Here is a 21,548-nt window from a genome sequence, read left to right as displayed (position 1 = left end):
TTGGCCCTACTGGCAGTGAGCGTGCTGACGGCGTGCAGCGCGGGCCCCTCGAACAGGCCGGTGATCGCGGTCAAGGGCGAGGGGAACCAGCCCGCCGACCAGAGCACACTCGCCGGGCCGCAGCCAGTGCCCCCGCTCAGCGAGTACAAGAAGGACTCGCTGCCGTGGACGCCGTGCAACGAGCAGATGAAGGACCGCTTCGGCGCGGACGCCCCGCAGGGCGAGCAGAGCTACGAGTGCGCGCGCATGTCCGTCGTGCTCGACCCGCCGGGACGCCCCGGCCGCGGCACGCTCGGCATCGCGCTGACCCGCATCGGCACGGGCAAGAGCGCGCTGGTCGTGGTCAACGACCCCGGCGGCGAGCCCGGCACGCTGAAGGCCGCGCGGCTCGCGGCGGCGTTGCCGAAGGAGCTCCTCAGCACGTTCACGCTCATCGGCGTGGACCGGCGTGGCACGGGCCGTTCGGACGGCTTGGCGTGCGTACCGCAGGCAACGCGCGCGCAGCTCGTCGAATACGACCCGGCCGAGACCGAGCAGTCGAACCTCGTGGTCGCCGCGGGCGAGGCCTCGCAGGAATGCGTCCTCGACCTCGAAGGCAGGCTGACCGCGTTCGACTCGTGGCGCGCGGCCGCCGACCTCGAACGCCTCCGCGACTACCTGGGCACCGACCGCCTCAACGCCATCGGCATCGGCGAGGGCTCCCGCGTCATCACGACCTACGCCCAGCGCTACCCGAACCGCATCGGCCGCACGGTCCTCGACGGCGCCCCGGACCCGACGCTCGACCAGGTCGGCGTCCTCGAGTCGCGCGCCGTCGCGGCGGAGGCGACGTTCGACGCGTTCGCCCGCGACTGCAAGACCCGCGGCTGCGCCCTCGCCAACCCGCGCGAGGACGTGAACGCACTCCTGACCCAGCTGCGCGGCGGCCGGGTGCGCGGCGACTACGTGGACCTGACCCCTGGCTCGGCCCTGAACGCGATCGTCGCAGGCCTCGGGGACCGGTCGCGCTGGCCGGCACTGGCCGACGCACTGGCGAAGGCACGCGGCGGCGACAGCACCGGCCTGTTCGCGCTGCTGAACCCGCTGGTCAACGACCTGGACGAGAACCCGCCGCGCTTCGACGCCGGCCTGATCGTCGGCTGCAACGACACCGCCACCCGCATCCCACCGGACCGGGTCAAGGCCCTCGCCGCGGACTGGCAGACGAAGCACGCGATGTTCGGTGCCCTGTTCGCCCGCCAGCTGCTGCACTGCAACCCGTTCCCGCCGCCCAAGTCCGAGAAGGTCGACGCGCTGAAGAGCGCGCCGCCGATCGTCGTGCTGAGCACGGCCAACGACGTCTCCACCCCCGCACCGGGCACCGAGCACACGGCGCAGCGGCTGCCGGGGTCGTCGTTGATCGGGTGGCAGGGCAGCGGGCACGGTGCGCTCACCCTGTCGGGGTGCGCCACCACGGCGGTGCGCGACTACCTGATCGACGCGAAGGTGCCGTCGAACGGCACCGTCTGCCCGCCCTGATCACGGGTCCTGGGGTCGCGCTCAGTCCTCCTCGACGAGGAGCGTGATGAGAATTCCGGGGCCCCAGTACTGGATGGCGTGTGAGGTCACCCGGCCTCGCCCGATCGCCTGCGCCACGGCCGGGTGAGTTCTCGCCAGTGAAGCGGGGTCGAGGTCGATGACACCGGGAGCGGCGGCCGTGGCCCGACCGAGGTCCGTGGTGTTCCAGTAGACGATCTTCTGAGCCATGCGGTCCACATCGCCGCCGGCCCGCCGTCAGTTACCCCGGACGTGGTTCGGGGAGCCTTCCGCGTGGCCAAGACGCGAACAGGCTCCCCGCCCGAATCTTCGTGTCAGCAGCTCGAACAACAGCCGCAGCCGGGACCCGTGCACCCGGAACAGCACCCACACGTACCCATCAGGGCCTCCCCGTCCTCCAAGCCGGACCTGCGCGGGACATCCGCGCACCCCACGGTCCGCCCCGGCACCAGCCCTGGGAACCCCCCTCACCCGAACGCGTGTGGACAACCACCGGGGCGTCGCAGCGCGTGATTCCGCTACGCGCCCAGGTCGTCCAGAGCCTTCTGGGCCGCCTCCAGTTCGGCGCGCAACTGCTCCACCCGGGCCAGTTGCTGGGCACGCGCCGCGTTCAGCACGCCCTCGACGATCTCGGCCACCTCGGGCGTCAGCAGCTTCGCGGCCTGGGCCACCTGGGCGGGCGGCACCGGCGTCGGGCGGACCGTCCGGCGGGTGCCCTGCAGCACCTCGACCGCCCACTCGCCCTCGCCCGTCGTCACGAGCGTGATCGTGACCTCGGGGAAGGTGGTCTTCGCGGACGGCTTGCGCGCGGGCTTCGCGGGCGCCTGCTCGGCGGCGGGAGCGGCAGCGGGTTTCGGCTTGGGGGCCGCGGGCTTCACCGGCGCCTCCGGGACGTAGGGATGAATGATCTCAGTCTCCCGCGGCGGCTCCGGCGGCGCGGGAGGCGGGGCCGGAGCCTTCTTGCGCGGCGGCGGCTTCTCCAGCGTCAGCTCCGCCGGGGAGAACGACATCTCGTCCTTCGACCCCGTGGGCCTGACCTGGATGAAATCGCCTTCCGGCGGGTCGATGACGGCCAGCAGCTTCGCCGACCTGCCCTCCTCCATGCCGACCGCGGCCGTCGTGAACCACACCATCGGCTGACTGCCTTCGTCCAACTGCGCGCGCAGGTCGACGACGTCCTCCGCCGACAGCCCGCTCTTCTTCGCCATCGCGCTGCCTCCCCGTTCGAACACCTGTGCCCCAGCATGCCCTACACCCCTGACATTTCTGAGCACCGGGTCGGCGGCAAGATCATTACGGGTTTCCGCCCACCCCGCAGACGTACCCGGCGTTGATGCAGTTGGCGACACGCCGTTGCAGCTCAACGGGATCCCACGCGTTCATGAAGTCGCCGTGGAACGTGTAGCCCGGCGCGCTCGTGACGTTCGCGCCGTTGATCGTGCCTCCCAACGACAACCCGGTGCCGTTCACCGGATAGGTGATCAGGAACTCCAGCCGCGGCACCACCACCGGGTGCGAGGACGGGCAGACGAGCCCAGCCGCGAACGCCATGTGGTCGCGGTGGTTCGCCGAGTCGAGGTCGCGGCCGTTCCAGCACGTCGGGAAGTCCAGGTAGGTCTCCACCTTCGTGCCGGGCGGGCAGTTCAGGAAGTCGCGGTTCGACGGCGACTGCGTGGTGCACGACCACCGTGCCGCCGGGTTGTCGGCGGGCGAGGCGGCCTTCGCGTTGCCCACCACGTACCGCAGCCCCTGCGGAGGCGCGACCGCTCGCGTGTGGTCGTGAATGCCCTGGTAGTAGATGGTCACGCTCTCCGGCGCGACAGGTTGACCGAACTTGTACAGCGTCGGCACCCAGTACGCCGACTTGTCCGAGATCGGGTCGCAGTTCGTCGTCCCCGCGCGCAACGACGTCAGCGTGGAGAACGCGTCCGTCGTCCGGTTGCCGAAGAACTCGTGCATGTGTGAGACACCGGTCTGGTTCTGGAACACGATCGGGTCATCTTGCCGACGATGGCTCGATGCGCAGGTCACCCGGAACTCGGACCCTGCAACCGCCTGCTGCTCCACCATCGCCCGCGCCTGCTCGGCGCTGTAGACGAAGCCGTGCCCGGCGTGGGACACCGGTTGTCCCACCACGAAGCCCGCTGCCACGACCGCCGCCGCCACCGCCGCGACACCGATCGCTCCTCGAATCCGCACGTGCATGGAATCTCCTCTCGCACCACAGTGTGTGAGAGCGCTCTCATGACGAGACGGTAAACCCACCTGCCTCTACATGTCCACGTGAGGCTTGCTCAGGCTTCGTCGCCTTCACCGGCGCGCAGCCGGTACTCGCACCCGTACTCGACCGCGTACTCGAGGTCGTAGACGTGCACGATCTTGGGCCCGCCGTGCAGGTGCACGTACGTCACCGTCTGCTTCGGGTCCTCGGGGGTGGACGGCAACGAGTCGACCCTGCCGTCGAGGGGACCGCCGACGTACCGCACGACATAAGGCTGGGACATAGCGACCTCCTCTCGCGTTTCGTCCATTCTACGAGGTCGCCGACTAGATCCGTCCCCGATACAGCCGGTTGGCGCACTCACCCGCCGAACCACCGCGCGGCGAGTTCGCCGAACGATTCCCCCTCAGGCATCCCACGCAGGTAGTTCGGCATGTTCGAGTAGACGTGCAACAGCGCGTACGCCATCACGCGCTCCGGATCCGGCACCCGTCCGTACGCCTGCACCAACGCAGCCCAGCTCGCGCGGTCACCTTTCGTCACGAAAATGCCGACGCTCGCGAACTCGTACTCGAACGCTCCGCGCATCGCCGGCTCGAAGTCGAACAGCCCGGACAGCTTCCCGTTGCGCCACAACAGGTGCGAATTCATCACCTCGGTGTGCAGGAGCACCGGCGGTTCGTCCCCGAGGTCCACTCCGTCCAGAAACGCCGGAATCCGCTCCAGCCACCGCTCTTCCAGCCCGCGTTTCCGTTGCTGCTCAACGCAAGCGGCCCGCCGTTGCGCCACGAACGCCGCCCAGTCGCCCGGCCCCAGCACCGCGGGCGGCTCGATCGCGTGCAGCGCCTTCAGCATCTCCCCGACCTGCGCACCGACCTCGACGTCCGGCACGCGGGGTTCCTCGCCGTGCAGGCGCGACATCAGCACATACGCCCAGTCGTCGAGCAGCCCGGTGGCGTGCAACTCCGGCGCCGGCAACTTGCCGTGCAGCGCCTCCATCACCGCGGCCTCGATCGGCGCCTCGGAGTGGTACCGGGGCGGGAACAGCTTCAGCACCAGCTCGTCGCCGATGGCGAAGACGGGCAGCGACCCCTCCTCGAACCGCACCACGTCCCCGCGCAGCCCCAGGCGGTCGCGCAGCAGTTCCCCGTCGGGCTCCATGGCGTGATCATCACCGATCGGGGTCGACCAACGCCACTTCCCCGCGCTTCCACCGCTCCAGCAACTCCCGAACTTGCCGCAGTTCATTGTGCGCTTCGAGATGGCGTACGAGCCCCTCATCGAGATCTTTGGTTGACGAAGCAGCAGCCTTGACCACGGCAAAGAGCGCAAGGCCACCGAGATTGTGCACCTCAGAAAGGCTTCTGGGGTCGAGCCAGTCGACTTCCGCCGCGATCGCGGGCAACACGGAGGCCGGAATCGGCACGACATTCGACCAGGCCGACCTTAGCGCTGCCAGCAACGGGGTAGTCAGCAGACCATCACCCTCCACCCTAACCGCGGGGCCGGGGATGTACTTATCCATGCCAGGTAGCCGGGCATAGACCAACGATGGGTGGCCGTAAGCCTTTACGAACTTTCGAATCTCCTTGAAGCCGTGCCGTGTCTCCCCCAAGGCGACTTCGAAGGCGACAGCCGGCACGCGGACCACCATTCCGGCGCCGAGCCGGAGGTCGGTGCCCGGCTCGGCGGCAGTGCGCGCCAGCACAGTGCGCGCAACAGCGCCCGTCCGAGTCCGCTTCACCCGCCGCACGGCTTTGAGTGCCTCGAACAACGTTTTGTCCCCGGTGCGACCGAGCAACTCGAAAGCTTGCTCCAACAGAGCTTCTGTTGTAACGCGACGCAAGTTGTTGTGCTCCAGGAATGTCACGCAAAACCTGATGACCGCGATTTGATCCCTCGCCGTCTCCAGAAGCAGTCCGACGCAGGCGTCACCACCGTCCGCGCGGTATACGTCGTAGAGCTGTAAGGCAATCTGAGGTACGACCGAGCTTTTGCCTGAGATGATCATCGGCAAAAGACATTCAACGATCTGCTCAGCGGTTTCGCGGGAGCGCAGAACGTAGCAAGCCGTATAGTACTCCATGAAAGTCCGATGGGTGAAGCCGAACCGCCGTTCGCCCTCCAACGAAGTGTCGACCTGCGTGAGCACCCATGCCCGATCAGCGCAGTAGTCCAAGAAATCCCGTGCCTGCTGATGGTACGACTGCGAGTCCTCTTCCTCACGCTCGATCAGGTGGTTGACCACGATGCGTTCCAAAGTTCTTTCGCCCTCGTCACCCTGACCGTCGAGCGTAAAGAAGAAGTGCTGCGCCAGCTCCTGCACGAGAACCTTCGCCAGCTTGACAGAGCGGACCACCGACGGCACCTGGCTCACAGCATCCCATCGCGCCAACATCAATTCTGCACATTCGCGATAGACATCGGCGGTGTTTTCAGGTATATAGCCCTCACTCTGATAGAGCATGCACAGCAAGGAGAGCATCAACGGGTTCGACCTCAAGTCGACCAGATGCTTGCTGTCCGACAGAAAAGCTTCCGCTCGCCCCTCCGCGTACACCAGCCTGAACCAGGTGTGGACGTAGTGTTCGACCTGCCAAGAATCGAAGTCGGGCAGCCAGTACACCGGGAACATCGTGGCATCGAGCTTCGCTACCGGATAGCTTTCCTGGCGGCAAGTCACCACGATGCGCGCCAAGGGAAAGCGTGCGGCGAACGCTTCGATCGCCGTTACCGCCGAACGCCGCGCCTGGATGTCACCGACCTCGTCGAGCCCGTCGAAGACTACCAACGACTCGCCCGCATCCAACAGGTCCGCGACGTGCCGCCGCGGCACCACACGTTGGGTCAGTGGCCGCAGTTCCTGAGCGATGATCGTAACGAAGTCGTCGGCGAGCTTCTGGTGTTGCTTGAGCTGGACGAGCAACGGCACCAAGGTGGCGCGGTGCAGGAGTCTCCGAATGAAAGTGCTCTTGCCCGCACCAGGGTTTCCCACTACCACGAACCTTCGGTCGCTCATCTCGTCTTCGCCGACCGAATCGCCCTTCAGCCGGAGCTTGCGCGGTACATAGATCTGGTCGACTTGAAGACGGAAGTCCGACTTCGAATGCGGCATCACCATGCGGTCGTAGGCATGAGCCATAGCCGAACGGATCAACTCACCCGTAGCCCGCGACGCAGCGCGCCGACCGGTGTCGAGAGCGAGAGCGAGACGCTCCGCGATAGGACGCTCCGGACCAGACACCGTGATCCGGATTCGGTCACGATCGTCCACGTCGGCGGTACGGAACGGTGCGTTCTGCTCGATCACCCCCCACAGAGCAGACGCGAAGTCATGAGACTCCTTGGTCTCCACCCGCACTGCTCGCTGGAACTCCTGCCGGAAAGCCTCGACCAGCTCAGTTCGGTCAGCAGCCTGGTGAAACTCACCCTGCTCGGTATGTTCGAGCTGGCATAGCAGTTCCAGCAGGGAAGCGCAGTCGGGTCCGTGTAGGTAGTCCTCGGCACGCCGAAACGCCAGCCTGGACATAGGCGCCGGCGAGTTACGCACCCACCCCACAGCGGTCTCGGCCAGCTCGGCGACGACGGTCGCAATCGCGGTCACCTGAAGAAAATCGGTACCAAACGGTCGACCGTTACTCCTGCTTGCGAGCCCGCGAAGGCTGCACGCGCAGCGGCTCGCCCGGCATCTTCGGGTAGTCCGGCGGGTACGGCATCTCCCCGCGCGGATCCGCCGCGTACCACTCCAGCAGCGTCTCGATCCCGAACGCCTCGGAGTCCAGCCCGGCGTGCAGATCACCGCGCTCGGCAAGGTACTTCGGCACCGTCAGCACGTCGAAGTCGTCAGGGTCCACAGTGGACAGCTCGTCCCACAGCACCGGAGTGGAGACGGTGGCGCGCGGAGTGCCACGCACCGACCAGGCCGAGGCGATCGTGCGGTCACGGGCAGCCTGGTTGAAGTCGATGAAGACCCGCTCCCCGCGTTCTTCCTTCCACCAGGCAGAAGTGGCAAGCGTTGGCGCCCGCTTCTCCACCTCGCGCGCCAGGGCGATCACGGCGTGCCGGACGTCGATGAAGTCCCACTCCGGCCGGATCCGCACGGCGACGTGGATGCCGCGGCCTCCGGAAGTCTTCGGGTAGCCGACAAGTCCGGCATCGGCCAGCACCTCGCGCAGCACCAGGGCGACGCGGGCGGCGTCGGAGAAGTCGGTGCCCGGCTGCGGGTCCAGGTCGATGCGCAGCTCGTCCGGGTGGTCGACGTCGGAACGCCGCACCGGCCACGGGTGGAAGTCGAACGTGCCGAGGTTCGCGGCCCACACGATCACGGCTTCGGAGGTCGGGCAGATCTCGTCGGCCGGGCGGCCGGACGGAAAGCGGACCTGCACGGTCTCCACGTACGAGGGTGCGCCCTTGGGCACGCGCTTCTGGTAGAACGCCTCGCCCTCGACGCCGTCGACGTAGCGCTTCAGGACCACGGGACGGTCGCGCAGCACCGACAGCAGCACGGGCGCGACGGTGCGGTAGTACTCGACCACCTGTCCCTTGGTGATACCCCGCGCGGGGAAGTACGGCTTGTCCGGGTTGGACACCCGCACCAGCTGGTCACCGACCTCGAGCTCGATCGCCTTGGAAGCCACGCCAGCACACTAAAGGCCGCGCACGAACGCCGCGAGCGCCAGCTCGAAGCTGTCGCGGTCGAGCTCACGCGCGACGCCCGGCAGCAGGTGGGCGCGGTCGAGGTGGGGATAGCGGTCGGTGTAGTCGGCGGGGTCGGAGGAGAACCCGCTGGAGAACGAGCTCAGCGCCGAGCCGAACACGATGTACATCAGGCCCGCGGCGATCATCGTGGCCTCGCGGCGCGACCAGCCGGCGTCGACCAACGCGCCGTGCAGCAGGTCAAGGCGGTGCAGTGACTCCTCGCGGCCGGCCGGGCCGTACGCCAGGAACGGCACGATGTTCGGGTGCGTCGACAAGGCCGCACGGTACGAGCGCGCGCACCGGATCAGGCCCTCCCGCCAATCCACAGAAAACCCCGAGACGTCGACCGTCGACAGGATCGACGACGCGATGTCGTTGAGCAGCTGGTCCTTGGTGCGGACGTGTCCGTACAGCGACGCGGCCTGCACGCCCAGCTCAGCGGCGAGCTTGCGCATGGACAGGCCGTCGAGGCCGTCCCGGTCGATGATGGCCAGAGCCACCGACCTGATGCGATCGGGGCTCAGCAGAGGGGTGCTCGGCCGGGGCATGTGAGTTAACCTAACACTGTTCGGTTAGTCGGGAGGGCCCGTGGATCTAACGCTTTCGGACGAACACCGGCAGCTCAGGGAGCTGGCCCGGCGGTTCACCGACGAACGTATCGTCCCGAACGCCACGCGTTGGGACCGTGAGGAAGCGATCGACAAGGATCTCGTGCCCGCGCTGGGCGAGGTCGGGTTCCTCGGGCTCGGCATCGACGAGCGCTACGGCGGCTCCGGCGGCGACAACCTCGCCTACTGCCTGGTCCTCGAGGAGATCGCCCGCGGCGACAGCGCGGTCCGCGGCATCATCTCCGTCTCGCTGGGGCTGGTCGCGAAGTCGATCGCCAAGCACGGCACGGAGGAGCAGAGACAACGCTGGTTGCCGGGCCTGACCGCGGGCACGCAGCTCGGCTGTTTCGCCCTGACCGAACCCGGCACCGGCAGCGACGCGGGCAGCCTCGTCACCAAGGCCACCAAGACGGACAACGGCTACCGCATCAACGGCCGCAAGGTCTTCATCACCAACGGCACGTGGGCCGACGTCGCGCTCGTGTTCGCCCGCACCGGTGGACCGGGCCCGAAGGGCATCTCGGCGTTCCTGGTGCCCACGGACACCGCGGGCTTCGAGGCCACCGAGATCAAGGGCAAGCTCGGCATGCGCGGCCAGGCCACCACCGAGATCACGCTCGACGACGTCGAGGTGCCGGACGACGCCCTGCTCAGCACAGAAGGCTTCAAACTCGCGATGGGCTCGCTCGACAAGGGCCGCATGTCCGTCGCGGCGGGCTGCGTCGGCGCCGCGCGGGGCGCCCTCGAAGCCGCGCTGAAGTACGCCAAGGAGCGCGAGCAGTTCGGCAAGCCCATCGCGGGTTTCCAGCTGGTCCAGGAGCTCCTCGCGGACATGGCCGTGGAGACCGACGCCGCCAGGCTCCTGACGTGGCGCGTCGCCGACCTGGCCGACCGGGGCGAACCGTTCGGCACCGAGGCGAGCATGGCGAAGCTCTTCGCCAGCGAGGCCGCGGTCAAGGTCGCCAACAACGCCATCCAGGTCTTCGGCGGCTACGGCTACATCGACGAGTACCCCGTGGGCAAGTACCTGCGGGACGCCCGCGTCACCACCCTCTACGAGGGCACCAGCCAGATCCAGAAACTGCTCATCGGCCGGGCGCTGACCGGCATCAACGCGTTCGTCTGAAAGGAAAGCAATGGACTTCACGCTCGACGAGGAGCAGAAGGAGATCCGCGACTGGGTGCGGACCTTCGTGCGCAAGGAGATCATCCCGCTGGAGCCGGAGGTGCTGCGCCGCGAACGCGCGGGCCAGCCCGGTCTGCCGAAGGAGGAGCTGAAGGCGCTGCAGGACAAGGCCAAGCAGGCCGGGTTCTTCGGTGTCCTCACGCCGCAGGAGTACGGCGGCATGGGCCTCGGTGCGGTGATGACCGCACTCCTGGAGGCCGAGCTCGGCAGGTCGTTCGTCCCGTTCCGCTTCGGCGGCTACGCGGACAACATCCTGTTCCACGGCAACGAGGAGCAGAAGCAGCGCTACCTGCTGCCGACGATCTCCGGCGAACGCGTCTCGTGCTTCGCGATCACCGAGCCCGGTGCCGGCAGTGACGCCAAGGCGATCCGCACGTCCGCCGTGCGGGACGGCGACGAGTGGGTCATCAACGGCGAGAAGACCTTCATCACGCAGGGCAACGAGGCCGACTTCGTGATGGTGTTCGCGGTGACGGACAAGGAGAAGGGCGCCGACGGCGGCGTCACGTGCTTCCTGGTCGACCGCGACATGGGCTGGAAGTCCGAGCCCATCCCGACCATGGGCCAGTGGGGCCCGGCGGCGCTGGTGTTCGACAACGTCCGCGTGCCGCACGAGAACATCCTCGGCGAGGAGGGCAAGGGCTTCAACCTCGCGATGCAGTGGATCGGCCAGGGCCGCTACCTGCTGCCCGCCCGTGCGATCGGCAGCGTCGAGCGGCTGGTCGAGATGGCGATCGACCAGGCCAAGAACCGCGTCACGTTCGGCCAGCCCATCGCCGAGTACCAGGCGATCCAGTGGATGATCGCCGACTCCGCGGTCGAGATCGAGGCGCTGCGCTGGCTCGTGCTGCACGCCGCGTGGCTCGTCGACCAGAAGCAGGACTCGCGGCAGGCGCAGTCGATCGCGAAGCTCTACGGCGGCATCAAGGCCAACGAGATCGTCGACCGCGTGCTGCAGATCCACGGCGGCATGGGCTACACCCGCGAGCTGCCGATCGAGCGCTGGTACCGCGAGCTGCGGCTGCTGCGCATCTACGAGGGCACCGACGAGATCCAGCGCCGCACGATCGCCCGCAACCTGCTCAAGGGCCACGCGAACATCCGGGGCACACTCGGCTAGCTCTATCTTGGGGTAATGCTCCAGCACGACATCCTCGGCGTCGTCGAACGACAGGTCCGCACCTGGTCGGCCGGCGACGCCGAGGTGTACGCGGCGGCGGTCGGCGGCTACTCCCCCGCGTTCGCGATCCCGTTGCTGCAGCACGGCGGCCCGCAGCTCGGCCTGACCGGCGCCGACATGACCCAGGTCCTGCACGCCGAGCAGTCGTTGTGGCTGCACGGAAAGCTGCCGGAACACGGCTCGACGGTCGTCACCAAGACCGTCACGAACATCTACGACAAGGGTTCCGGCGCTCTCGTCGTCAGCACGTGGGAGTCGGAGTTCGCGCGAACGCGGTCGTCGTGCTTCATCAAGGGCGAAGGCGGTTTCGGCGGCGAACGTGGTGAGACGCGCGAGTTCACCGTCCCCGCGAAGCGGCACGAGATCAGCTTCTTCCGGACGACGGCGGACCAAGCGCTGCGGTACCGCGAGACCGGTGACATGAACCCGATGCACCACGACGAGGAGTTCGCCCGACGAGCCGGGTTCGCGCAGCCCATCCTGCACGGCCTGTGCACGCTCGGGATCACCGTGAGCGGCCTGGACTTCGTCGAGCTGCACGCCCGGTTCACCGCTCCCGTCACCCCCGGCGACGAGCTGCGGATCGAGCGCTGGCCCACCGGCGAGTTCCGCACGTTCGCGAACGACCGTCAGGTTCTCATCGGATCGGTTCGGTTTTCCGAAGTGGACGGCCGCCGAAATTTCGCACGATCGGGTCATGAGTAGTGCCCTGGCAACCGTGGACTCCGGAATCGAACCGGTGCGCGTGGCGGTGGAGTCCCGAGACCTGATCAGCGCAGCCGGCGTGACGCACCTGCTGAAGAACTCACCACGCGTGCGGGTGGTGCAGGACCGCACAGACGCACACGTGCTGCTGGCCCTGGTGAACGAGCTGTGCGCGCAGCAGGCAGCGCGGCTGCGGGCCTGCGGTTCCGCCAAGATCGTGGTGATCGCGGCCCGCGTGCACGACCTCACCCCGTCGATCGCGGCCCAGGCAGGCCTCGCGATCCCGTTGCGGAGAGCCGATGTCAACGCCGAGCGCCTGATCAAGCTGCTCGTCGGCGGCCAGGCGGTGCAGGACCGCTCGCCCGTGCTCAACGACCGCGACCTGCAGCTGCTGAGGCTGCTGGCCGACGGGGCGACGATCGCTGAGGTCGCCGCGCGGCTCTTCTGCTCGGAGCGGACCGTGAAGTACGCGCTGCACCAGCTGCTGGAACGGTTCGGGCTGCGCAACCGGGTGCACGCGGTGGCGTGGGCGCTGCGCTCCGGCCTCCTCTAGGCGGGGAAGACCGAGGAGAGCTGCACCCGCCTGCTGATCCCGACCTTGCGGTAGACGCGGGTGAGGTGCAGCTCGACCGCCCGCTGCGTCACGTTGAACCTCGCCGCGATCGCCCGATTCGTCTCGCCTTCCAGTGCCAGCAAGACGATTCGCGACTCGTGCGGCGTCAGCCTGTCCCACGCCGCCCCGCGCGGCGGCCGGTGCTGCCTGCCCAGCGCCGCCCTCGCCTGGTCCACCAGCTCGGCGGCCCCTGCGCGTTCGGCATCGGCCAGCGCGGCTCGCGCGGCCCCCAGGGCAAGATGCATGCGAGCACGCTGGTGCAGCAACAAAGTGCACGCCCAGGCCGGTGCCAACGTGCCCGTGTACCCGAGCCGCACCAACATCTCCCGCGCCTCACCCTGCCGTCCAGCGTCCACACAGGACGCGACGAACGCCGCAGCCCCCAACGCCACGCAACCCCGCAACGGTGACGCCGCAGCGAGTTCGCGCATCAGCCTGGCGACCTCGGCGTGGTCGCCGCCGGCCCGGTGAGCCCACATCTCCAGCGCGGTCAGCCAGTCCCGTTCCGCACCGGCGAGCCGGGTTCGCAGCTGGGGCGCGAGATCCAGCACCACCGTCTCGGCACCGCGTCGCAGCAGACCCAGTCCGGCGAGGGCGAGCGACGGAACGACCCGCGGCCCGCTCTCCGGAAGAGCACGCAGCGCGAGCTCGGGATCGTCCGGAACGAGGGGCTCACCCAGGAACCCGAGCAGGTCCTCGTCGCACTGCCAGTCGAGGACCACCGCGTCGAACCACTCCCCGGCGGCGAGCCGCTGCCGGGCGAGCTCATCGGCCCGGGGAGCGATCCCGTACCGCAGATGGAGCTTCGCCATCGCCATCGCCACGGCCACGTGCACCGCGGTCTCGCCGGCCAACGGCTCCCGCAGCGCGGCACGCAGACACGTCACCGCCTGCTCCGGCCGTCCAGCCGCCTGATGCAGCCGCGCCGCGCTGTGCAGCACCGACGCCACCCACGGCCGTCCGACGGGTTCCGCACACGCCACCACGTGCTCGGCGACGGCGACCGGCGCCTCACACCGCCGATGCAGAACGCGAGCGGCGGCGCGGTGCAACGCCTCCCGCGACTCGGGCGCCATCTCGTGCCGGATCGCGTGGCCCAGCGCGGGCGACCGGACGCGCATCGGCGCGTCGACGGCGACACGGGCGTCGACGAGCCGTTCGAACGCGGCCAGCGTGCGGAACGACCCCGTTCCGGCGACCTCGCACAGCACGTCCAGCGACGCGCTCCCCAGCACCGCCAGCGCACGGGCGACCGCCACCGCGTCGGCGTCCAGCACCTCCCAGCTCCGGCGCACGGCCCTCAACAGCCGAGGCAGTCGCAAAACAGGGAGCATGACGCGCAACGAAGAGACAGAAACGTCCGTTACAACCTCTAACACGTCGCTCAGCACGCCGGGAGCGCCACCGCTGTACTCCAGGCACAGCGCGGCCAGCTCCGGCGAGACCTCGACGTCGAACCGCCGCCGGATCATCTCCGCGACCGCCTCGGCACCGATCGGCCGCAACGGCACCCGCACGGCGTCCACAATCGGCAAATTGTCCGGATCACAATCTCCCGCGAGCACCACCACGCCCCGGAAACGCGCCAGCCGATCGGTCTCGTCCTCATCAAGCCGTTCCGCGTCGTCCACCACGAGCACCGTGTGGCTGTCGACCCCGCTCAACGCGCGCAAACCGCGAACCGGCCGCAACCCGCTGCGCACCGCGATTGACGACGCAACGGACAGCAATGCACTTTTGCCCATACCAGTTGCACCATGCACAACGCACGAACGAGCGCCACTGCTCAACGCCTGCGTCAACAGGGCGATCTCCCGCTCGCGGCCCACGAGCAGACCACCCGCCTGGCGCGCGGCCATCTCGACGTGACCTGGGCGAACTGGGGCAACCATGTCCTCCAGCAAAACGTGAGCACCCCTGGGGGACCATGCAGAAGCACCGGCAGAAGTACCGCAGGTCTGCCCCTTCGCACAGCATCACCCGCCGACACCCCGGCGGTTAACGTGAAAATCGTTCGACCAATCAATTGGTAATGGGAAGGGGACTTCGTGAACCAATTCGACGCCCATTACGTGATGTCTCTTGTACACATCGCGAACACTTCAGGGAGTCCCGATGCGGGTCGCGTCACGCACCGTCTTCGACTTCGTCCGGCCGAACGGTTCCACCGCGCCGGTCGAGACCGAGCTGCTCTACCAGTCGGAAGACCCGTTCGCGGTCACGATGAAGTTCCACGCGGGCGGCTCGGTCGCCACCTGGGTCATGGGCAGGGACCTGCTCGCCGAGGGCATGACCATGAGAGCAGGGGACGGCGACGTGCGGTTGCGGCCGCTGTCGAGCCGGGTGCTGATGCTGGAACTGGTCTCCGACCAGCACGTCACGGTGTTCCGGCTGCCCTCCCTGACGCTGCGCAAGTTCCTCGACTCCGCCTACCGGCTCGTGCCGCCGGGCTCTGAGCGGTTCGACGCCGACGCGTTCCTGAGCACGGTCCTACGCTGACCCGATTCCAGGCCCGATCCCGAGCCCGGCCGCCACGTCCCGCTGCAGCCTGGTCATTCCGGGCGACTCGTAGCCCTCGCACACGGCCAGCGCGCGCACCCGGTGCCGGATCGCCGCGTCGTGGTCGTCCATGCGGTCGCACAGCCCGGCGAGCTCCATCAGCGCCGACACCCTGACCTCCGGATCGGACAACGACTCCACGGCCGCGGTCAGCTGTTCGCGCGCCTCGGCGAGCCGTCCGGTGGCGGCCAGCGCGCTGCCTCGGGTGTGCCGGGCGATCGACAGCAGGTTCGCCGATCCCCGCCCGGTCAGCTCCTCCGCCCGCGCCACCACGTCGAGCGCCTCCGCGTGGTCGCCCGCCGCGACCAGCGCGTCCGCCAGGCGCAGCATCAGCTGGGCGGCGTTCTCCAGTGCCACGCCACTCTGGTCGCCGCGCAACGCGCGTTCCTCCTCGACGCACGCCCGGTGCGTCTCGACCGCCTCGGCGAAGCGGCCCAGCCGTTGCAGCAGGACGCCGGAGTACGACGACGCGAGCACCACGTTCATCGGCTGACCGGTCTCCCGGAACAGCTCCGCGGCACGGCGCGCGTCCGCCACGCCGGCCTCGTGGTCACCGAGGCGGGTCACGATCGCCGACCGGTAGTAGTGCGCCCAGGCCGTCTCCTGCACCGAGCCGCACTCCCCCGCCACCCGCAACGCCTCCTCGTGCCACCGCAGGGCCAGCGGGATGTTCGTGTGGCGCGCGACGTAGACCCAGCAGACGAAGTTGAGCTGCTGGGCCTGCCGCTCCCGCTCGCCCAGCGCGTCCGCCGCCGCGGCACCGGCCGTGTAGACCTCCAGCCACAGCTCGCCCGTGCCGCGGTGGTCCGAGTACCAGTGCATCGACCTCGCCAGCGCGAGCACCTTCTCGTGGGCGCCGTCGGCGACGGCCTCCCGCAGCGCGCCTCGCCAGTTCGCCACCTCGCTCGACAGCCAGAGGCCGGCGGCGGCCAGGTCCACCGCGCCCTCGCCGGGGAAGAACGCCGATGCCGACCGGGTCGCGGTGTCGAGCAGCCAGTCGCGTGTGCGCAGGCGGTGCGTCTCGACGTCGGGCTCGTCGCTGTGCAGGCGTTCGCGCGCGTAGTCGCGGATCAGGTCGTGGAACGAGTATCGGCCGGGCACGTCCGGCCGGAGCAGGCTCGCGTCGACGAGTTCCTCCAGCACCGTCTCGGCGTCGTCGATCCCGGCGGCCACCGCGGCGAGCGCGACGGACGTGTCCGGACCGTGGATCAGCGCGAGCCGGCGGAACAGCGTCGCGGTCTCGGGCGCGAGCAGCCGGTAGGACAGCTCGAACGCGGTGCGCACCTGGACGTCACCGGTCGCGAGCACGTCGAGGCGCGCGCGTTCGTCGGACAGCTGCTCGGCGAGGTGCCGCAGGGACGACGTGGTGCGGCCCGCGATGGCGAGCGCCAGCGGGACACCACCGCACAGCGTCGCGACCCGGTCCGCCGACTCCGGGTCGGCCGCGATCCGCTCGGCGCCGGCGGTCGCGGCGAGCAACGCGACGGCGCCCTCCTGCCGCAGCGGGCCGAGGTCGAGGCGCGCGCGGCTGTTCAGGCCCGCGAGGACGTTGCGGCTGGTCACAACCACGAGCGAACCGGGGCTGGCGGCGAGCAACGGCCGGACCTGGGCCTCGTTCGCGGCGTTGTCGAGCACGAGCAGCACGGTCCGTTCGCGCAGCATTGACCGGTAGAGGCGCAGGCCGTCGTTCGGATCGGACGGCATCTTGGCGTCCGGCACGCCGAACGCCCGCAGCACCCGTGCGATCGCCCGTTCCGCCGACAGCGGCGACGTGTCCATGCCGCGCAGGTCGAGGTGCAGGCAGCCGTCGGTGAACTGGTCGGCGAACCGGTGCGCCGCGTCCACCGCGAGAGAGGTCTTCCCCACGCCAGGAGGTCCGTGCACGACCACGACGTCGAGCACCGACGATGAGCTCGCACGGCTGATGCATGCGGCGAGCTGCTGCTGTTCTGCTTCACGGCCGATGAGTGCTTCGGCAGGAGGGGGCGCACAGTCCGTGCGCTCGGCACGTGGTTGCACGGCTTCCGACGACCGTGCGAGCGCCACGAACTCATCAGCCTCGGCGTCCTGCAGGCCGAGGCCGGCCACGAGCAGGTCGACGGTCTGGGCCTGCGGGGTGTGGACGCGGCCGCGTTCGAGATCGCTCAGCGTGCGGACGCCCAAGCCGGTGCGCGTGGCGAGGGCCTCCTGGGTGAGTGCCGCACGGCGCCGGTAGAACCGCAGGAACTCGCTGAAGGTCGCCCGCATCTCCTCATCCCCTGGCCAAGCGCTCCCGCACCTCGGCGGCGATCTCGCGGGTGGCGTCGGTGTCCCACCGTTCGCACGCCGCGAGCGAGTCTCGCAGATGACCCCGACACGCGCTGTGGTCACCCCGTGACTCGGCGTTGTCCGCGAGCTCCCGCAGGATCTCGATCTCCGCGACGCCGTCGCCGATCGCGCGGAACCCGGCGAGCGCCCGGTCCAGGTCCTCGTCCGACTCGGCGAGCCGGCCCGCCGCGCGGTGGGCGAGGGCGCGGTGCCACAACGTCCGTGCGAGCCACGAGGCCATCTGTGCGCGCTGGTAGACGTCTTCTGCCTCGGTCAACACCACCACGGCGTCGTCAGGCCTGTCGACGTCTATCAGTGCGAGGCCGAGCCATCCGAGCGTGCGGCCCAGTGCGGAGAGTTCGTAGATGGTGCTGGCGTAGGCGCGTTGTTCCTTCGCTACTTCTTCGTGGGCGGTCACGGCGGCGATCGGCCGGTTCATCAACCGCCACAGCACGCCGAGCACGGACCGCGCGTAGTGCTCGTCCATGGGCTCGTGCATCGAGTCGATCGCCTTGAGGCACACGCGTTCCGCCTCGTCGAAGTGACCGAGCCCGCTGTGCGCGGCCGACGCGATCAGCCACACCCAGCCGAGGTGCCCGGTCTCCCCCGACTCCTCCGCGACGCGCGCCGCACGGGTCAGCACCTCCAGCGCCGGTCCAGAACGGCCCGCCACGTCGAACAGCACCCAGCCGAGCTGGCCCAGCACCACGATCTCCTGCCACGGCTCGCGCGCGGAGGCGAGGGCGAGGCGGTAGACGCGCTCCCAGACGAGGCCCGGTTCGATGGACGAGTAGTGCGAGAGGGCGATCACCGCGCGGGTCACCTCGTCGTGCAGGCCCCTGGCCTGCGCCCGTTCGACCAGCTCTGGCAGCAGGTCGCGGTGCTCGTCCAGCCAGCGCCGTCCCGTGGCCACGTCGGGGAAGGCCCTGCCGCGCGGGCTGACCCTCCGCGCGTCGCCCGTCTGTCCGAAGAGGACTCCGGCGGCCACGGTGGTCTCCAGCAGCCAGCCGAGCACCCTGCGGTCCGCGTCCGCGTCGGTGTCGTCGATCAGGCCGCGGGCGAACGTCCGGACGAGGCCGTGGATCGCGTAGCCGCGGTCGTCGGGCTCGAGCAGGCTGACGTCGGTGAGCTCCTCCAGCGCCTGTTCGGCCTCGGCGACCGGCAGACCGGCCAGTTCGGCGGCGAGCTCCGGGGTGACGTGGGTGCCCACGAGCAGTCCGAGCCGCCGGAACACCAGCCGTGCGGTCCCGGGCAGGTGCGCGAGCGACACCTCGAACGCGCCGCGCACGTCGAGGTCTCCCGCGGTGAGCGCGGCCAGGCGGCGTTCCTCGATCTGCTCCACGAGATGACCGAGGGGCCAGCGCGGACGGCTGGCGAGCCGGTTGCCCGCGATCCTGAGCGCCAGTGGCGACATGCCGCACAACCGGACGAGTGCGCGCGCCGTCTCGGGATCAGCCTCGACGCGGTGCGCCCCGATGATCGACGCGAGCAGTTCGACAGCGCACGGTTCGGTGAGCCCGCCGAGCCGGATCCAGGTGGCGCCCGCCAGCCCGGCGAGGCGGTGCCGGGACGTGACGATCGTGAGGCAGCCCGGATCCGCCCTGAGCGTGCGGATCTCCTCCTCCGCACGCGCACCGTCGAGCACGAGCAGCAGGCGTTTGCCCGCGAGCAACGACCGGTAGAGCCGCGTCTGGCCGACCACGTCCTCGGGCACGTGTTCGGCGGGCACACCCAGGTCCTTGAGCAACCGCTGGAGCGGCTGTGCGGAGCCCTCCAGGTCGATGAGCAGCTGACCGTCCGGAAAGCGGTCCTCCAGCAGATGAGCGGCCCTCACCGCGAGGCTGGTCTTCCCGGTGCCCGCGGCGCCGTGGACGACCACGAGCCCGTGGGACTTCTCCGCGATGGCGTCGAGCTCGGCGTCCCGGCCGACGAGGTCCGCCACGTACATCGGCAGCGACCAGACCGGACTGGTCAGCGCGACCCGGCCGGCCCTGGCGAGTCCGCGCAGCTCGGCGCGGTCGTCCTCGTCGAGGCCCAGCGCGTCGAGCAACGCCTCGGTCGTGCGGCGCTGCGGGGAACGGGCGCGGCCGCGTTCCATGTCGCTGATCGCGCGGACGCTCACGCCGGACCGCTCGCTGAGCTCCTCCTGGCTGAGCCCGGCGTTCTTGCGGTGCTGCACGAGCCGGGCGCCGAACATCATGTAACCGAAGTTAGTGGGTCAAACTCGTGAGCATCTGCGCACACACCCGAGAGAGGTGCCTGCGCATCACCGTGGACGCCTTGGCCGCGTCACCGTCGGCGATCGCGCGGACGAGTTCGTCGTGGTCGTCCAACGACGCGTGCTGGTGCGGCGGGTCGTCGTCCAGCGAACTGCGCAGCAACACCACGCGCTGTTGCACGAGCCGGACCTGCTCGGCGATGTACGGGCTGCGGGCGGCACCGAGCAACGCCTGGTGGAACGCTAGGTCCAGCCGGTACGGGAACGGCTGCCCTGCCTTGTAGTTGCGCCGGCTCTCCGCGCACACCTTCTGCAGCCGCACGAGGTCGACGTCGGTCCGCCGCGAGGCGGCCAGTTCCGCCGCCGCGCACTCCAGCGCGGTGCGCAGCTCGAACAGCGCCTTGACGTCATCGGGGCTGGCATCGGGCACGAACGCGCCGCGGTGCGGCACCAGCGTCAGCAGCCCCTCGGAGGCCAGGTGCCGGATCGCCTCGCGCAACGGCCCGCGGCTGATGCCGAGCTGCTGCGCCACCTCGACCTCGTTGACCCGTGAGCCCGGGGCGATCTCCCCTGTCAGCACCTGCTCTCGCAGCACGTCCACGGCCTGCCCTGCCAGGCTGAGGTGCAAGGGGGTCGGGGGTGTCACCTTCGTCTCCTGATCTGGACGGCACCGGCCGTCCTCCCGCTAAACTAGCGAACATGTCAACTGTCGACAGTTGGCAGTTTCACTCACAGGCTGGAGGGGCGACATGGGACACGAAGTGGTGGCAGAGGTCTGGCGGGGCGACTTCCTGGAGTCGGTCCACCACGGCACCGTCGTGGCCACCGATCCGTCCGGCACGCCCGTCCTCTCGATCGGCCGGCCAGGCGACGTCGCGTTCCCGCGCTCGTCCAACAAGCCGCTCCAGGCCCTCGCGATGCTGCGCAGCGGCCTCGACCTCGACGGCGCGTTGCTCGCACTGGCCTGCGCGTCCCACTCCGGCGAGGACTTCCACGTCACCGGCGCCCTGCAGATCCTGGCCTCGGCCGGTCTGACCGAGGACGCCCTGCAGTGCACCCCCGACCTGCCCCTCGGCGAGCAGGCCCGCGCCCAGCACCTCGCGCAGGGCCTGGCCGCGGCGCCGAAGTACATGAACTGCTCCGGCAAGCACGCCGCCATGCTCGCCACCTGCGTCGCCAACGGCTGGTCGACGGCCGACTACCTGGACCCGGCGCACCCGTTGCAGGTCGCGACGCGCGAGACCATCGAGGACGTGGCCGGCGAGCCCGTCGCCCAGGTCGGCGTGGACGGCTGCGGCGCCCCGATCTTCGCCATCAGCCTCACCGGCCTCGCCCGCGCGTTCGGCCGGCTCGCTGCCGCCGCCCCCGGCACCCTCGAACACCGCGTCGCCACCGCCATGAACACCTACCCGCAGTGGGTCGGCGGCACCGGCCGTGACGTCACCGCGCTGATGGACGCCCTGCCCGGCGTCATCGCGAAGGACGGAGCCGAGGGCGTCTACGCGGTCGGCCTGCCCACCGGCGAGGGCGTGGCGCTGAAGATCGCGGACGGCTCGTCGCGCGCCCGCGCGGTCGTCATCATCGCGGTGCTCAAACGCCTCGGCGTGGACGTGAGCAGGCTCGAGGACCTCGCCACGGTGCCGGTCCTCGGACACGGCCGCGCGGTCGGCGCGGTCAGGCCGTCACTCGCGCTGGCGAGCTGACGCCCCGCGACCCG

Annotated in this window: 19 protein-coding genes; 7 read left to right on the top strand and 12 right to left on the bottom strand. The window is 69.5% G+C overall.

Annotated features, from left to right (window positions below; genetic code table 11):
- Positions 1-15 precede the first annotated feature (15 nt).
- Positions 16-1,518: an alpha/beta fold hydrolase gene (locus ACSHWB_RS25810; protein ID WP_439655852.1), complete on the top strand. Its 1,503-nt coding sequence runs from the start codon at positions 16-18 to the stop codon at positions 1,516-1,518.
- A 21-nt stretch (positions 1,519-1,539) separates the two neighbouring features.
- Here the strand turns inward: ACSHWB_RS25810 and ACSHWB_RS25805 are convergent, their stop codons facing one another.
- The 8 genes from ACSHWB_RS25805 to ACSHWB_RS25770 all read right to left on the bottom strand — a co-directional run bounded on the left by ACSHWB_RS25805 (position 1,540) and on the right by ACSHWB_RS25770 (position 8,955).
- A complete protein-coding gene (locus ACSHWB_RS25805; protein ID WP_439655851.1) occupies positions 1,540-1,746 on the bottom strand; it encodes a hypothetical protein in 207 nt (68 codons plus the stop codon).
- Between the two features lie 308 nt (positions 1,747-2,054).
- Positions 2,055-2,744, bottom strand: a complete 690-nt coding sequence (locus ACSHWB_RS25800; RefSeq protein WP_439655850.1) for a DUF6319 family protein — start codon at positions 2,742-2,744, stop codon at positions 2,055-2,057.
- Between the two features lie 85 nt (positions 2,745-2,829).
- On the bottom strand, positions 2,830-3,741 hold the full coding sequence (locus ACSHWB_RS25795; RefSeq protein WP_439655849.1) for a DUF1996 domain-containing protein: 912 nt from the start codon (positions 3,739-3,741) through the stop codon (positions 2,830-2,832).
- 89 nt (positions 3,742-3,830) lie between these two features.
- Positions 3,831-4,040: a hypothetical protein gene (locus ACSHWB_RS25790; protein WP_093605216.1), complete on the bottom strand. Its 210-nt coding sequence runs from the start codon at positions 4,038-4,040 to the stop codon at positions 3,831-3,833.
- A gap of 77 nt (positions 4,041-4,117) precedes the next feature.
- Positions 4,118-4,918 (bottom strand): aminoglycoside phosphotransferase family protein, encoded by an 801-nt coding sequence (locus ACSHWB_RS25785; RefSeq protein ID WP_439655848.1) that lies wholly within the window; start codon positions 4,916-4,918, stop codon positions 4,118-4,120.
- Between the two features lie 10 nt (positions 4,919-4,928).
- Entirely contained in the window at positions 4,929-7,361 is a 2,433-nt protein-coding gene (locus tag ACSHWB_RS25780) for an NACHT domain-containing protein (RefSeq protein WP_439655847.1), read from the bottom strand.
- Between the two features lie 31 nt (positions 7,362-7,392).
- Positions 7,393-8,394: a non-homologous end-joining DNA ligase gene (ligD, locus tag ACSHWB_RS25775; RefSeq protein WP_439655846.1), complete on the bottom strand. Its 1,002-nt coding sequence runs from the start codon at positions 8,392-8,394 to the stop codon at positions 7,393-7,395.
- A gap of 9 nt (positions 8,395-8,403) precedes the next feature.
- Positions 8,404-8,955: a TetR family transcriptional regulator gene (locus ACSHWB_RS25770; RefSeq protein WP_439655845.1), complete on the bottom strand. Its 552-nt coding sequence runs from the start codon at positions 8,953-8,955 to the stop codon at positions 8,404-8,406.
- A gap of 88 nt (positions 8,956-9,043) precedes the next feature.
- Here ACSHWB_RS25770 and ACSHWB_RS25765 point away from each other — a divergent pair, with 88 nt between their 5' ends.
- The 4 genes from ACSHWB_RS25765 to ACSHWB_RS25750 are packed head-to-tail and all read left to right on the top strand — an operon-like array spanning position 9,044 to position 12,687.
- Positions 9,044-10,189: an acyl-CoA dehydrogenase family protein gene (locus ACSHWB_RS25765; protein WP_439655844.1), complete on the top strand. Its 1,146-nt coding sequence runs from the start codon at positions 9,044-9,046 to the stop codon at positions 10,187-10,189.
- Between the two features lie 10 nt (positions 10,190-10,199).
- Entirely contained in the window at positions 10,200-11,369 is a 1,170-nt protein-coding gene (locus ACSHWB_RS25760) for an acyl-CoA dehydrogenase family protein (protein ID WP_439655843.1), read from the top strand.
- A 15-nt stretch (positions 11,370-11,384) separates the two neighbouring features.
- The gene (locus ACSHWB_RS25755; RefSeq protein WP_439655842.1) at positions 11,385-12,134 is read left to right on the top strand and encodes a MaoC/PaaZ C-terminal domain-containing protein; all 750 of its coding nucleotides are present in this window, start codon (positions 11,385-11,387) and stop codon (positions 12,132-12,134) included.
- Positions 12,127-12,687 (top strand): LuxR C-terminal-related transcriptional regulator, encoded by a 561-nt coding sequence (locus ACSHWB_RS25750; RefSeq protein WP_439655841.1) that lies wholly within the window; start codon positions 12,127-12,129, stop codon positions 12,685-12,687. Before ACSHWB_RS25755 ends, ACSHWB_RS25750 begins: the two co-directional genes overlap by 8 nt.
- On the opposite strand, the gene ACSHWB_RS25745 is transcribed toward ACSHWB_RS25750, so the two are convergent.
- A complete protein-coding gene (locus ACSHWB_RS25745) occupies positions 12,684-14,492 on the bottom strand; it encodes a helix-turn-helix transcriptional regulator (RefSeq protein WP_439655840.1) in 1,809 nt (602 codons plus the stop codon). The genes ACSHWB_RS25750 and ACSHWB_RS25745 overlap by 4 nt on opposite strands.
- A gap of 370 nt (positions 14,493-14,862) precedes the next feature.
- On the opposite strand from ACSHWB_RS25745, the gene ACSHWB_RS25740 reads away from it, so the two are divergent.
- A complete protein-coding gene (locus ACSHWB_RS25740) occupies positions 14,863-15,246 on the top strand; it encodes an SsgA family sporulation/cell division regulator (RefSeq protein ID WP_439655839.1) in 384 nt (127 codons plus the stop codon).
- On the opposite strand, the gene ACSHWB_RS25735 is transcribed toward ACSHWB_RS25740, so the two are convergent.
- The 3 genes from ACSHWB_RS25735 to ACSHWB_RS25725 are packed head-to-tail and all read right to left on the bottom strand — an operon-like array spanning position 15,238 to position 20,477.
- Positions 15,238-17,553, bottom strand: a complete 2,316-nt coding sequence (locus tag ACSHWB_RS25735; RefSeq protein ID WP_439655838.1) for an ATP-binding protein — start codon at positions 17,551-17,553, stop codon at positions 15,238-15,240. The two genes, ACSHWB_RS25740 and ACSHWB_RS25735, sit on opposite strands and share 9 nt — an antisense overlap.
- Before the next feature lie 4 nt (positions 17,554-17,557).
- Entirely contained in the window at positions 17,558-19,813 is a 2,256-nt protein-coding gene (locus ACSHWB_RS25730; RefSeq protein WP_439655837.1) for a helix-turn-helix domain-containing protein, read from the bottom strand.
- A 10-nt stretch (positions 19,814-19,823) separates the two neighbouring features.
- Positions 19,824-20,477, bottom strand: coding sequence for a GntR family transcriptional regulator (locus ACSHWB_RS25725; protein ID WP_439655836.1), 654 nt, complete (start codon positions 20,475-20,477; stop codon positions 19,824-19,826).
- 103 nt (positions 20,478-20,580) lie between these two features.
- On the opposite strand from ACSHWB_RS25725, the gene ACSHWB_RS25720 reads away from it, so the two are divergent.
- Positions 20,581-21,534: an asparaginase gene (locus tag ACSHWB_RS25720; protein WP_439655835.1), complete on the top strand. Its 954-nt coding sequence runs from the start codon at positions 20,581-20,583 to the stop codon at positions 21,532-21,534.
- Positions 21,535-21,548: the final 14 nt, after the last annotated feature.

The organism is Lentzea sp. HUAS TT2, assembly GCF_051853195.1.
Taxonomy (GTDB): Bacteria; Actinomycetota; Actinomycetes; order Mycobacteriales; family Pseudonocardiaceae; genus Lentzea.
This window is presented reverse-complemented; position numbering and strand designations above follow the sequence as displayed.